General features: G+C 48.2%; 10 protein-coding genes. 5 read left to right on the plus strand and 5 right to left on the minus strand.

Translation table 11 applies throughout. From position 1 onward, the window contains the following. Positions 1–240: 240 nt before the first annotated feature. Entirely contained in the window at positions 241–2,532 is a 2,292-nt protein-coding gene (locus SDE_RS03990) for a DUF1631 domain-containing protein (RefSeq protein ID WP_011467234.1), read from the minus strand. Positions 2,533–3,085: 553 nt separating this feature from the next. Between SDE_RS03990 and SDE_RS03995 the strand changes: the two genes are divergently transcribed. The 3 genes from SDE_RS03995 (at position 3,086) to trpC (ending at position 5,618) form a co-directional block, all read left to right on the plus strand. Next, the gene (locus SDE_RS03995; RefSeq protein ID WP_011467235.1) at positions 3,086–3,664 is read left to right on the plus strand and encodes an aminodeoxychorismate/anthranilate synthase component II; all 579 of its coding nucleotides are present in this window, start codon (positions 3,086–3,088) and stop codon (positions 3,662–3,664) included. Between the two features lie 42 nt (positions 3,665–3,706). After that, positions 3,707–4,732, plus strand: a complete 1,026-nt coding sequence (gene trpD, locus SDE_RS04000; RefSeq protein ID WP_011467236.1) for an anthranilate phosphoribosyltransferase — start codon at positions 3,707–3,709, stop codon at positions 4,730–4,732. Positions 4,733–4,820: 88 nt separating this feature from the next. Then, positions 4,821–5,618, plus strand: coding sequence for an indole-3-glycerol phosphate synthase TrpC (gene trpC / locus SDE_RS04005; RefSeq protein WP_011467237.1), 798 nt, complete (start codon positions 4,821–4,823; stop codon positions 5,616–5,618). Between the two features lie 92 nt (positions 5,619–5,710). On the opposite strand, the gene crp is transcribed toward trpC, so the two are convergent. Then, positions 5,711–6,346 carry a cAMP-activated global transcriptional regulator CRP gene (gene crp, locus SDE_RS04010; protein ID WP_011467238.1) on the minus strand — a complete coding sequence of 212 codons (636 nt, stop codon included), beginning with the start codon at positions 6,344–6,346 and terminating at the stop codon, positions 5,711–5,713. 362 nt (positions 6,347–6,708) lie between these two features. Here crp and SDE_RS04015 point away from each other — a divergent pair, with 362 nt between their 5' ends. Continuing rightward, positions 6,709–7,131 carry an OsmC family protein gene (locus SDE_RS04015; RefSeq protein WP_011467239.1) on the plus strand — a complete coding sequence of 141 codons (423 nt, stop codon included), beginning with the start codon at positions 6,709–6,711 and terminating at the stop codon, positions 7,129–7,131. Between the two features lie 71 nt (positions 7,132–7,202). Here the strand turns inward: SDE_RS04015 and SDE_RS04020 are convergent, their stop codons facing one another. Together SDE_RS04020 and coq7 are read right to left on the minus strand one after the other, a co-directional pair. After that, the gene (locus SDE_RS04020) at positions 7,203–8,009 is read right to left on the minus strand and encodes an RMD1 family protein (protein WP_011467240.1); all 807 of its coding nucleotides are present in this window, start codon (positions 8,007–8,009) and stop codon (positions 7,203–7,205) included. Positions 8,010–8,158: 149 nt separating this feature from the next. Beyond that, a complete protein-coding gene (coq7, locus tag SDE_RS04025) occupies positions 8,159–8,809 on the minus strand; it encodes a 2-polyprenyl-3-methyl-6-methoxy-1,4-benzoquinone monooxygenase (protein WP_011467241.1) in 651 nt (216 codons plus the stop codon). A gap of 187 nt (positions 8,810–8,996) precedes the next feature. Between coq7 and SDE_RS04030 the strand changes: the two genes are divergently transcribed. After that, positions 8,997–10,490 (plus strand): AAA family ATPase, encoded by a 1,494-nt coding sequence (locus SDE_RS04030; protein ID WP_011467242.1) that lies wholly within the window; start codon positions 8,997–8,999, stop codon positions 10,488–10,490. 167 nt (positions 10,491–10,657) lie between these two features. On the opposite strand, the gene pepN is transcribed toward SDE_RS04030, so the two are convergent. Then, positions 10,658–13,378 carry an aminopeptidase N gene (pepN, locus tag SDE_RS04035; protein WP_011467243.1) on the minus strand — a complete coding sequence of 907 codons (2,721 nt, stop codon included), beginning with the start codon at positions 13,376–13,378 and terminating at the stop codon, positions 10,658–10,660. Between the last annotated feature and the right edge of the window lie 313 nt (positions 13,379–13,691).

The following is a 13,691-nucleotide window of genomic DNA, read 5'->3' on the forward strand; positions in this document are numbered from 1 at the left end:
TATACTTTTATTTTTAATTGAGGCTTACCATCTGAGCGTTAATTTGCGAACGATGGGGCGTGGATGTTGTTGCGCCTATTATGGCAGATAACGAACTAGAATAAATGTGAAGCGTGGAAAACTAATGAGTGGCAATTTGCTTGTTGTGGGGTGAAGTGCGGTGCTCGACTGTTTGTATGGGGCAGGCTGCAATAACTCATACATGGTGCAGAGCTATTGCAGGGGTGATAATGGTGTATGTTATGCGGCTTGCTTTAAGCGCGAAACCACAGACTCCATCACTCTTTCAAAAATCGGGCGCACATCCAAGGTTTTGGCTTTGTTAAATTGCATATCGTACGCAAACTGGCGGCGGCTTTTTTCAAGCGCTTTTAGGCCAAGTCTGTTTACAAATATGTAAGAGTCCGAATCGAGTTTGGCGCTTAGTTTGCAGCGCAACTGGCGACCGGTTTCTTCATCAAAATAATTTAACCAAGTGCCTTCTGGGATGTTTTTGGCAATTTGATAGTATTTGCTAGAAAGCTCTTGGTATTTAGACTGTTGACGCTCGAGTGCCGACATGTCTTCCCAGGCTTTTTCTTCGTTAGCGGTTTTGCCAAGCGTAATTCTTTGCTGTTCATCCAGAGTGCGGTAGTGAAGTTTTTCTGCTGGCGCAGAATCTAAAGCGACAACCGCGCGCTCGATTTCTGCAATTTTCTGCTGCCTTGTATCTTCAGCATCAATTGCTGCGGCAAGGCCCGTTTCTATGCGTTGCAAAATATCTGGTTGTAGGCGCGTTTTGCGTTGGCGCGAGCGCTCATCGGTATGCTGTTTACACAACCAAATTACATCGGCGACTAACTGTTCCATTTCTATCCAGTCGCTGCTGCCTTGCCCATGCTTTAAGTAGGTAATGATAAGAACTTGTAGCCAAGTATTAGTTAAAAAGCTGCTAACAACATCGGGTAGCGTGGCATCGCGCATTTTGTCATAAAGCGCGCCTTGCGCCGCTGCGCGAGCAAGTTTGATTCTATTTTTACCCGCTTCAGCCTGGGTGGTGCGTTTTTCTACCACGCGTGCACGCGAGGCTTCTTTTTTAACCATTTCTTCAATATCGTTATTCACCTCAGTGAACACGCAGGTATCTACTTTGAAAAGTCGGTTAACTGTTTGTACGCCATCAACAATTTTGCGGTAGAGCGGGTCTCGCTCTAGCGGTTTAGATTCGTCTAAGCCTAGGCCCGCTTCGGTAATGGTGTTGATAAGCTTGCGCGCGGGATGTTCGGAATCTGTTAAAAAGTTTTGATCGCGCAAAGCAACTTTTAATACGGGAATCTGTAACCGGCAAATAAGCGACTGGATGGCGATTGGTAAATTATCGTCTTCCAAAATGTTGTCGAAAAACATTGCAACCAAATTAATAACATCTTCAGATGTTTGGTCGAGTGCTTGTGGCGCCTTGGGGTCGCGTTTGGAAAGCAGCTGATTTACAACGTCCGATACTACATTGGTGGGTTTGCGGGTTGTGAGTTGCCTATCTATTACTGGCTGCGATTTAGTTAGCAGCGCAGATAGCTCCATGGCGGCCATAGCGGGGCCAGGGTTGGATGAGTACAGATAATAGGTGTAGTTACTACCGCTGTTTTGGCCGGTAGTGGCAAACATATTGGCTTGCGACGCGCGTGCAGCGGACATTAATGTGTTGAGTGAATTAATGTCTAGAGTAAAGTTTATTTGTGGCGCAGATGCGCGCTGTGCTTCTGCATTTGCATGTTGTTGGGCTTGGGGGTTGGCTTCGGGCGCTTCAGGTTGCGCGCTGGCAGAGTGGCCCCCTGATTCGCCTTTATTTAAGTTGCGAGGTACTTTGGGCAATATGCCAGAGTCGATAAGCACTTGGTTCGCATCGGTGTATATATGGCCTAACTGTTTAAGTACGTGTTTTTCAAAAAGCTTAAACAGAATTAAGCGAATTTTGATACCAACGTTAAGCTGCTTTAAGCACGCGCTAATGAAAGCCTGACCAACTTGCTGCGGGTCTAGCGGGTTGGTGTTTTCGTTTACTGTAACTTGCAGTAATAAGTGGTCGAGACGAATGGCAAGCTCATAGAGCTCTTCTTTGTATATTTCGCGGGTGCGGCCGGTCATATTGTTGAGCGCAAGCTCGATTTCTAAATCGTCGCCTTCAACAATTGAGAGGCTGCCAGATGTGATGTCGCCGTCGGTACGGTTGAGCTTGGCTTGAGATTGACCGGTTACAAGGTCATTAAATTCGTTAGTGAGCGCGCGCAAAAATTCGTTGGCTACGCCTTGTTTCTTTATGCGTATTTCACGCATTGATTCGAAGTAAAGGTTTTCTTCGTTGTTGGTAGAGGCTCTTTTCGAAAGATCATAAAACAAATCGTCCGCTGCCGAAAACATATGGTCGAGCAGCTGCACTGCGTTGTCGAGCGCAATGTTTTGTATGTGGTCTAGTACGCGCGGAGGGGCGACGCGTGGTCGCGCGCTGCTGCGCTGCACTTCATGAATACCAGGCCTTTGGTTATTGGGAGCCATTTTAAAACCTTAATAAATTTAGCTATGCGTGCTTGTTGTGCCTTTTGGGCTCAGCGTATTCTCCCGCTGCAAGCAAGCGTTCCATTAGATACAGGTTGTATACGCAAGATTCATTCCGGCGGGGCCGGCCTGCGTCACCTCGCATTGCTTATGTGATGCGTGTCACTTTTTGCCTGTATATCCATTCAAAAGAGGACTTTCCATCATTGGCTCCAAAAGGTAGTGGTAGGGGGAATATTGTTTTAAATCAATGAGTTACCGTGTTTTGTTGCCGGAGGCCTCATGTGAAAGTCTCGAGTGGGGATTATACCCTTTTATTTCGCAAAATTTGCAGTTGAGACGTGTTACCGGTGAGTATTTTATCGGAGTGTTAATTTATTCGACAGTGAGCCGCCGTCTGTCGGCTATATTAAGGCGATAATCAGTACAGTCTTGATTGTTATTTTTGCGTGGTTTGCTTGTGTGCACCAACACGGGCGTTCGCTAAATTTGGCCTTCACTTATATAATGCTTGGCCTTACTCATTCTATTACGCCCATTTGGATTGCTAGCCATGCTGTTGATGATCGATAACTACGATTCGTTTACCTATAACGTAGTGCAATATCTTGCCGAACTAAAAGCCGATGTGCTTGTAGTGCGCAACGACGAATTAACGGTAGAGCAAATTAAAGCCAAGCAGCCGGAGCGCATTGTTATCTCCCCTGGGCCTTGTACCCCCAACGAAGCAGGGGTATCGGTTGAGGTTATTAAACAGTTCGCCGGTGTGGTGCCTATTTTAGGTATTTGCTTGGGCCACCAAAGTATTGGCCAAGCATTTGGTGGCGACATAATACGCGCACGCCAAGTTATGCACGGTAAAACCAGCCCTATGTATCATGCAAATGTAGGGGTATTTGAGGGCCTGTCTAACCCATTTACCGCTACGCGTTACCACTCGTTGGTTATCGATAAAAATACTCTGCCTGAGTGTTTAGAGGTGACCGCGTGGACGCAAGATGAGGCGGGCAATATCGATGAAATTATGGGCGTGCGCCACAAAGAGTTGGCGATTGAAGGGGTGCAGTTTCACCCAGAATCAATTCTTAGCGAGCACGGCCACCAACTATTAAAGAATTTTTTAGAGCGCTAATGCCGCCTACAGCATGTATAAAAATAACGCGAGGGAGCAATAATGAACATTAAAGATGCACTGGCCTTGGTTGTAAACGGCAAGGATTTATCGGTTGAGCAAATGACCGATGTGATGCGTGAGGTGATGACCGGTAAGGCAACCGACGCGCAAAGAGGTGCGTTTTTAGTTGCGCTGCGCATTAAGAGCGAAACCCTAGATGAAATTACCGGTGCGGCTAAAGTTATGCGCGAGCTGGCCACAAAAGTTGTGGTGAATGCCGATAACCTAGTGGATACCTGCGGTACCGGCGGCGACGGCGCGAATCTTTTTAATGTGTCCACCGCCTCGGCTTTTGTGGTGGCGGCAGCGGGTGGCCATGTGGCGAAGCACGGCAACCGATCTGTTTCTAGCTCTACCGGCAGTGCCGATGTGCTTGAGGCGGCAGGTGTGAACTTGCAAATGCCCGCAGATCAAGTGGCCCGTGCCATCGAAACCATTGGCGTGGGGTTTATGTTTGCCCCAGCTCATCACAGTGCTATGAAGCACGCAATTGGCCCCCGTAAAGAGTTAGGCTTGCGCACCATATTTAACATGCTTGGCCCAATGACCAACCCTGCTGGGGTTAAGAATCAGGTTATAGGTGTGTTTACCAAGGCGCTGTGCCGGCCAATGGCTGAAGTATTGGGTAGATTGGGCAGTGAGCACGTATTAGTGGTGCACAGTGAAGATGGTTTAGATGAGCTGAGTATTGCTGCGCCTTCCCACGTTGCTGAATACCACAAAGGTAACGTTACCGAATACACCTTGTCGCCTGCTGATGTGGGCATTGAAATGCAAAGCCTAGAGGGCTTGGGCGTAGCTACCGCAGAAGAGTCGCTAGCGCTTATTAACGGGGCTTTTGCTGGCAGTGATGAACCCGCAGCCCAAAAAGCGGCGGCGATAATTGCACTTAATGCCGGTGCGGCTATTTATGTGTCTGGCTTGGCGACTAGTTTTAAAGATGGTGTTGCCATGGCGGAGGATGCTTTAGCCACTGGAGCTGCGCGTGAAAAATTAAAAGAGCTAGTGGAATTCTCTGCGCTGTAGGGCGCAAGCGCGGGCTTAGTTAAAATGGTGGCTTAGTTAAAAAAGCAAAAGCGAAAAGATAAAAGTAAACAGCAGAGATTATAACGGTATGACAGATACACCCACGGTATTAAAGAAAATTATTGCGCGTAAATGGGAAGAAATTGCCGAGCGCAAAGCGGTGGTGTCTGCCGAGCTGTTGCGCGAACAAGCGCTGGCTCAGCCTGCTTGTCGCGGCTTTGTTGCGTCGATTGAATCGCGTTTGAGTAAAGGCGAGTCGGCGGTGATTGCTGAAATTAAAAAGGCGTCGCCCAGCAAAGGGGTGATTCGCGAAGATTTTAACCCTGCGGAATTGGCGCGCAGCTACGAGCAGGGCGGTGCGGCCTGTTTGTCGGTTTTAACCGATGTGGACTTCTTTCAGGGGGCGGATGCCTACCTGCAGCAAGCGCGTGCAGCGGTTTCTCTACCGGTTATTCGCAAAGACTTTATTGTGGATAGCTATCAGCTGCTCGAAGCGCGTGCCATGGGCGCAGATTGCGTGTTGCTGATAGTGTCGGCCCTTAGCTTTGAAAAGCTACTAGAGCTAAATGAGCAAGCGTTGGCGCTGGGTTTGGATGTTTTGGTGGAAGTGCACGACGCGGTGGAATTAGAGCAAGCGCTGCAACTACCTAACAAGTTAGTGGGCATTAACAACCGCAACCTGCACACCTTTGATGTTACCTTGCAAACTACGTTCGATTTGTTGCCAGCCATCCCAAGCGATAAGGTAGTGGTAACAGAAAGCGGTATATTTACCGGAGAGGATGTTGCATCTATGCGCGAGCAGGGTGTGAACACCTTCTTAGTGGGGGAGTCTTTTATGCGCGCAGACGAACCTGGTGAAAAGTTGCGAGAACTGTTCTTTTAAGGCAGCGACCTAAGAGGGGGGACTAATAAGGGCAGTGTGGGGGCTGCCTCTTGGCAGAGCCCTGTGACACTGCCTGCAAGGCGGGGGTGGTTTTAGCGTGTGCCGTAAACCACCATGGTTTTACCTTTTACTGATACGAGGCCTTGGTCTTCGAGCGTTTTAAGTACGCGCCCTACCATTTCTCTCGAGCAGCCAACTATCCGTCCAATTTCTTGGCGTGTAATTTTAATTTGCATGCCGTCGGGGTGGGTCATGGCATCAGGCTCTTTACACAGGTCTAGCAAGGTTCTTGCTACACGGCCTGTTACATCTAAGAACGCTAAGTCGCCCACTTTACGCGTAGTGTTGCGCAGGCGGCGCGCCATTTGAGTGCCAAGTGCAAACAGGAACTCTGGGTGAGCTTCGGATACTTCCTGGAACTTTGAATAGGAGATTTCAGCTATTTCACATTCTGATTTGGCGCGAACCCATGCACTGCGTGCATCTGTTTCGTCAAATAAACCCATCTCACCAAAAAAATCACCGTCGTTGAGATAGGCGACAATCATTTCCCGCCCTTCTTCGTCTTCAATTAATACAGTAACCGACCCTTTAATAATGTAATAGAGTGAATCACTCTTGTCGCCAGCGTAAATTAAAGTACTTTTAGCGGGGTAACGACGCCGGTGGCAGTGGCTTAAAAACTCGTCCACATTTTGTATGTGAGGTGTGAGAGACACAGCAACCAATGGGGTACCCTCTGTTTCTTCTTAATAGTTTAAATTGTGTTGTTATAGCTCGCATTGATATTGCAGGCCAGTATTTAACATGATTTGTAGCTTGCGAAAGTGCAACGCCCAACGAGTATACCCTCTAGACGTCGAAAAACCGACACTTTCTAATGCATTAGTATAGCGCGTACTGCGGTATATTGAAGTAGCACACACTTTAAACCCTTAATTATAGCGGGCTTCGGGCATAAGCAAAGGTTTAAGCTTTGTGGTAGTCTGCGTTTTTCTCCGCAAGGGGTACGCTTTCTCGCTGGCGTGAGGTTAGAGATATTGGTGTATTATGTTACTTTTGGCGCCAAATTGTTAATGAGGTTAGATACATGCAAGCAACGGTAAAATGGGTAGACGGCAAAATGTTTCTTGGCGAATCCGGCAGCGGTCACACCGTTGTAATGGATGGCCCGCCCGACCATGGCGGTCGCAATATGGGCGTGCGCCCTATGGAAATGATTCTGTTGGGCTTAGGTGGTTGTGCCTCATTCGATGTTATTAGTATTCTTGAAAAAACACGTCAAAAGGTGTCCGATTGCCGCGTGGAGCTTTCAGCTGAGCGAGCAGAAGGCGTGCCCTCACCGTTTACTAAAATTCATTTAAAGTTTGTTGTAACAGGCGTTGCTTTAAAAGAAGTGCAGGTTAAAAAAGCAGTAGAGCTATCGGCAGAAAAATACTGTTCAGCTTCTATTATGCTAGGGGCCGCGGGTGTAGAGCTTACGCACAGTTTTGAGGTGGTCGAGGCAGCTTAATACTCGATGAGCGCTAGAACATCTTTCCCGCTAAAGCCCGCAGTTAAACGCGGGCTTTTTTGTGGCCGCGCCTAAAATAGCTTAAGTAAGTCGTGGCCGAGAAAAATAACAATTTCAACTGCAATTAACGCGATGATTATGCACTCTAAAAAGGACGAGTGGTGATGCTTTTGTTCGTCGCCTAGCATTGAAAGCAGAGCACCTAGGGTATCTATTTTTTGTTGAATTAGCGCTAATCTCGGCGGCAGTTCAAGGTAGCGCGATATGCTTTGGTAGTAGCTTTCAAGTTCGGGGTATTCCCAAAAAAACTCTGGCACGTCGAGTAAATCAAACTTTAAAATAATATCGCTCTTTGCTTTAAACAGCTGCCCGCGCAATTTGGCAATTTTTTTAGACGACATTTTAATGGTGCCATACTGCACAAGCTGGTCTGCAATTATGTCGTTTTCATTCAGTAGAGCGAGCACGCGCGACTCAAAACTGGCAAGTTTGCAGCTTTGCGCAATACCGTGGCTAACGGCCAAAAGGGTAAGCGGCTCGTTATTATCCATGTAGATATGATCTTCGTGGATACGGAACGTGTCGGAAGTGCTAAACGAAAACTGGTCGCTTTCTGCTTTGTCGAGTGGGTCTATTGCAAATGGCAGTAGCCAGTCGAATTGATCTAGGCAGGCTTCGGGTGAATCGCTAACGGGCTCACGGGGGTTGGACCATTCGACAACGGTGCCGTAATCGAAAATAAAAAGTGTGCCGGCTAAGCGGTTAACTACCCAGCAGTCTTTATAGCGCTTGGAATAATTCTCGTCGGATAGTTGCCTGCGCAACGCAGGCAGGTCGAATTTCTTCGCCAAACATTGGCCAATTATACGGTGAGTCATGGAAGTGCTTCCAATCAAGCGTGAAAAGGCCTAGGCAATAGGGCTGGGCCTAGGGGCTAACAATATAGAGAAACAGTCGCGGTGAGTGCTTGTCTATATTGTTGGGCTTGAGTGGGCGCAAAGCCTAAATGCTAGGCTAAGAGGGTGCGCTATATGTGGAAGCTGGTCTCTGTCATTACTTTAGACATTACGGTCATGCCCATTTTTACCGGTTTAGGAAAATTGTAACCACCTGCGGCGAGGGCCGTTTGCGCGTGCTTAGCTTCATCAATAAGCATTTGCTCTACAATAACGCGAGATGCTGCATCCTGCTGTGGTAGGCGTGCTAGGTGCTCTTGTAGATGCTTGCACACTTGATCTTCGGTGGCGGCTACAAACCCCAAGCTTACCTTATCGCTTATTAACCCTGCCGCCGCACCAATAGAAAACGAAAGCGTATACCAAACGGGGTTTAAAAAGCTGGTGTGGCTGCCTAGGGCTTTTACGCGCTCTTCACACCATGCTAGGTGATCTTGCTCTTCGTCTGCGGCGTTGTTCATTTCTTGGCGTATTTCAGGCAGTTTGGCGGTTAGGGCCTGGCCTTGGTATAGCGCTTGGGCACACACTTCGCCCGTGTGGTTTACGCGCATTAACGACGCCGACAAGCGCTTTTCTGCATCGCTTAGTTCGCCGCATTCTGCTTTGGGGCTGGGGCGGGAATGGGGTTTGGTGTCGGGCGATAAGGCTCGCAGTGCTTTATCTACTTCACCTACCAGCTTGTCGATAAAGCTAAGGTTTCTAGATGCGGCAGCATGGGTCATTGGGGGTGGCCTTTTCGATTAGGTGTAGTGAACTTGGTTGTACAATTTTAGCCCTGTAAGTGTACGACGCGCACTTTTAAAAGCAATCGTTAAAACAATATTTTTTGATATGGCACAATAGAGGGCTCTGGCTAACCCCAGACCCTATTAAATTTTATTTCACGCTGATTATCAGGGCCGAAACTGCATGAATAACCATGATTTAAAACTGGTGCTTAACTCGAATGTCGCGCTTGTTGTAATAGAAACCTACGACGAGTCACGGGCGTTAGAGCTGCTTAAAAACTATTTTCGCTCTACCAATATGCCGGTTTATAAGTGGTCCATTACCGAAGGGGTAAATGAGTTGGGCTATGGTTTGCAGCCCAGAGCCACCAATAATAACTGCGAGCCACAGGAAGCCTTGGCGCATATCAAGTCGCACAGCCGCGCAAGTGCGTTTATTTTGTGCGATTTTCACCCGTGGATAGAAGATGCCAAAATAACGCGTCAGCTAAAGGATATTGCCCTTAGCCATATGTCGTCGAGTTACGGTTCGGCCAAGCATAAACTTATATTTATTAGCCATAAGTTTAGCCTGCCGCCCGAGCTAACCCGCTATGCCGCCTGCGTTAGCCTTTCTATGCCTACCGATGAAGAGATTCTGGCCATTATTCGCGACGAGGCGCGTCTGTGGGCTAGCGAGAAGGGCGCCCTGCGAATTAAAACCGACAATGTCACCCTTAAAAAACTGGTTTCAAACTTGCGCGGTTTGCCTCACCAAGATGTGCGCAGGCTCGCTCACGGTGCTATCGCCGACGATGGCGCTATCACCGAAGCCGATTTACCGGAGGTTACCAAGGCGAAGTTTGCGCTAATGGAAATGGATGGCGTATTGCATTTTGAGTACAGCACAGCGCATATGAAAGACGTAGCGGGCCTAGAGAACCTAAAGGGCTGGTTACTAGATAGGCAGCACGCGTTAAAGCAAGCGGACGAAAGCAGCTCGTTAGATAGACCTAAGGGCGTGTTGCTGTTTGGTGTGCAGGGTGGGGGTAAGAGTTTGGCCGCCAAGGCTATTGCCGGCGTATGGGGCTTGCCTTTGTTGCGCTTAGATATGGCGAGTTTGTTTAACAAGTTTGTGGGCGAAACCGAACGCAACCTGCGCGATGCACTCAAGCTAGCCGATTTAATGTCCCCTTGTGTGTTGTGGATAGACGAGCTAGAAAAAGGCATGGCGTCTGGGGAAAGCGATTCCGGTACCCCCAAGCGTTTGCTTGGTACCTTGCTTACTTGGATGGCGGAGCGCAAAAGCCAAGTTTTTATGGTGGCCACCAGCAACGATATTAGTCAATTGCCGCCAGAGCTAATGCGCAAAGGGCGCTTTGATGAAATATTCTTTGTGGATTTGCCCAGTGCCGAAGTGCGCGAGGCGATATTCGCTATTCACCTAAATAAGCGAGGCCACGAAGCGGCAAAGTTTAATTTAAAGTATTTGGCTCAGTTGGCAGAAGGGTTTACCGGTGCCGAAATTGAGCAGGCGGTGGTATCTGCTATTTATGCGGCTATGGCTGCAAATGCCCAACTACAGCCGCGCAATATCGAGAAGGCTATTCAAAATACGCAGCCGCTATCGGTTGTTATGGCAGAGAAAATGGCAGAGCTTCGCCACTGGGCGCAGCAGCGTGCGGTTTTTGCTTAGCGGTTGTTGGTTGCTTTAACTGCTCAATTTGGCTGCCCAGTTTGGTTATCCGTTTTAGCTGTGTGCTGATAAGAGTAAGTAAAGGTAATAATAAATAGATTAGCCACAAAAAAGCCCTGCTAATGGATGTTAGCAGGGCTTTTTATTCGGCAATTACACCTTTGCATTTACAGTTGTTTGCCAATCGCTACGCAGCGTTCATCTTCTTGCTTGCTTATGCGCAACTGTTTGTTTAGCACTGGGTTAAGGTTGCTGTATTTTTCTATCGCTTTTTCTAGCTGTGCAATACTTGCCTCGGTGCAGGTGGTGGGCAGCAATGCTTTGCTGTAACGCGCTAAAAATCGCTCGTCCTTGGCGCGGGCCAAATCTGGTAAAGCTTGTATTAGCTTATCTGAATATTGCTCTAGCAACTCAGTTTGGTTTGCTGGGAACAAGTTCTCCATTACCTCGGTAATTTCTGCCAGTTTGTATCTGCCATCTATACCAATAATTTGATCGAACCACTTACTTTTGTTGCTATTGCCGGGGCGCGCTGCGTTGGCGGCTAGCGCTTTTAGTTTGCCTCGGTCGGATGCGTCGCGGTGGATCTCCTTTTTAGTGAGGGTTAAATAATCGCTAAATGCATAGGCGTTTAAGTTAACGATTATGTTCCAGCGTCTATCTTGGTCTAACTCCAATCCCTCAATACTTTTTTTGCCGGTAATTAAATTGCGCATATGGTTGAGGTGCTGTTTGCCGCTGGCAACACTTGTCCATGCGTCAAAGTAGGTTTTTTGCTCATCAGACCCTGGCGCTTGCTGAGCAATACTCTGCCACAAAAAGTCAGCAATTTTCGCCCGTTGTTGTGCATAGGTTTTACCGGTTTTATCTAACACCCAGTAGTAGTTGTTGGCGTGAATAAGCTGGCTAACTACCTGATTGGTAATACGCACTGAGTCTTCTTGCGTGAGTTTGCTGGTGGCAAAAGCAATAAACTCATCTAGTGTAATGTTGTGTTCGTGTACGCCGTCCCACAGGCTTTGCCACAGCATAATGCGCAGGTTATTGTCGTCGAATTGTAAAATATGCTGCTTGAGTGTTTCGCTGGAGGTGTTATCGAGAGCAACTTTTACGTAGGCCCAATCATCTAAATTGGGGTAAATTAAATCTGGGCAGGCAAGACTACTGGTTAATTCTACCTGTGTACTTTCACCTTTATACAGCACCGGAATAGCAGCAATTTGCTGGGCTTCTTGCCCTTCGCTTACGGTGTATAAACCCAATTGGGTGCGTTGGGAACGCAAAGTGGGTAAATCCATATCCTGCGGGCTGGTTTGAATAAGCGTAATGCTTTTTAGTTGCTCGCTCTCGCACGTAAACTCTGTACGCAGCGTGTTTACCCCGGCTTCATACAGCCATTGCTGTGTCCACTCGGTTAAATCTTTGCCGGCCGCTTGGCTAAGTGCACCTATAAAATCTTCGAGTTCGGTATTGCCATAGCTGTGCGTCTTTAGGTAGTTGGCAACGCCTTTGCGGAAGTTCTCTTCGCCTAAATAATAGGGTAGCTGTTTTAATACCGAAGCACCCTTGCCGTAGGTAATGCCGTCGAAATTGGTAAAAGCGTCGGCAGTGGTGTGCACCGGTAGTTCAATAGGGTGGGTGGTTACCTGTTCGTCGGTGCGATAAGCCCATTGTTTGGTGCGCGAGTAAAACGTGCCCCAGGCGCTGTCAAACTCGCTTGCTTGGGCAAGCTCTAGGTTGGCCATGTAGGTGGCGAAGCTCTCGTTTAACCACAGGCCGTTCCACCAATCCATAGTCACTAAATCACCAAACCACATGTGCGCCATTTCGTGGGCAATAACGTTGGCGAGTCGCGCGCGTTGCGCCTCTACTTTTTTGCCGCGGCTAACAAAGCGTTCGGTGAAGGTTACCGCCGCTAAGTTTTCCATGGCGCCGGCGTTAAAATCGGGCACGATTATTTGATCGTACTTGCCAAAGGGGTAGGGCAATTCGAAATAATCGTTAAAAAAGCCAAAGCTTTGTTTGGTGGGGGTGAACCAATCGTCTAGCACTACGTACTGTGCCAGCTCTTCTCGGGCAAATAATCGCAGAGGAATGGTAATGTCTTCGCTTTCGAATGTGTCTTCCCATACGTGGTAGGGCCCTGCATGCAGAGGAAATATATACGACGATATAGGCGCTGTAGTGGGGAAGCGCCAAATTTTAATGCCCTCTTGCTCGCTAACAGAGCTTTCGCGCGTAGCCGAAATAACTTGCCATTCGGTGGGTGCCGTTACTACTAGGTCGTAGCGCGCCTTGATATTGGGCTGATCAAAATGCGGGTACATTTTGTTAGCGTTGTAAGGCTCGAAGTTGGAATACAAATACACGCGCCCAGTTTCGCTATCTTGGTAGCGGTGCAAACCGTCGCCATCGGTTGAATACGGGCGTGAGTAGCCAATGCGCAGTATATGCTTACCTGCACTGACTTCCGCGGCTGGTATTGTGATGAACCACTTGTTGTAATCCCACTTTATGTCTTTGCCATCTAGGCTTAAACGCTTTACTTCGCCGCCGTTAAAATCAACGGTAATGTCAGATTTGTTGCCTTCGGCCAACTCGAACTCGATATTTGCCGAGCCTTCGAAGTTGGGTGAGGTTTTATCTAGCTCAAAACTAAGTGCGTAGTGCACATTGCTTATCTGGCTGGCGCGCATTGCTGCGTAATCTTGCTCTAAGTGTGCGTGTTGATTGCGCACCAACGCTTGGGTATGTGGCGCAGCCACTTTAGCGGGAGCTGGTGTTGTGTCGTCACTGCTGGAGCGCGTTTCGTGGCCGCCGCAGGCCGTTAACAGGCCCAAGCTAAAAAGCAGTGGCAGAGCGAGGGTTTTGGAAGTTTTACCTACCATGATCAGGTCCTTTGAGTATCTAAAATAAGGGGGTGATAGCTAAGCAAGCGCTGTTTTTGTTGTTGTGGCACTTTGGCTATTAGAAATTATTGCGCTCGATTATAACCACGGAATAGCTACCGCTGCTATGGTGTGCGTCTTAAGTTGGGCGATTAATAAATGCCATTTCTAAACGCCAGCGGGGTATATAAGTTATAATCCGCCCAGCGCACTCATTCAGCCCTTCAGCCCTTCAGCCTTCTGTTATTTGCCCTATCCTTAGGTGCGCAATTGTTTGGCCTGTAGGAGCGCCTCTTTTAAAGCTCGGCTGCTA

Source organism: Saccharophagus degradans 2-40, from assembly GCF_000013665.1.
Taxonomy (GTDB): domain Bacteria; phylum Pseudomonadota; class Gammaproteobacteria; order Pseudomonadales; family Cellvibrionaceae; genus Saccharophagus; species Saccharophagus degradans.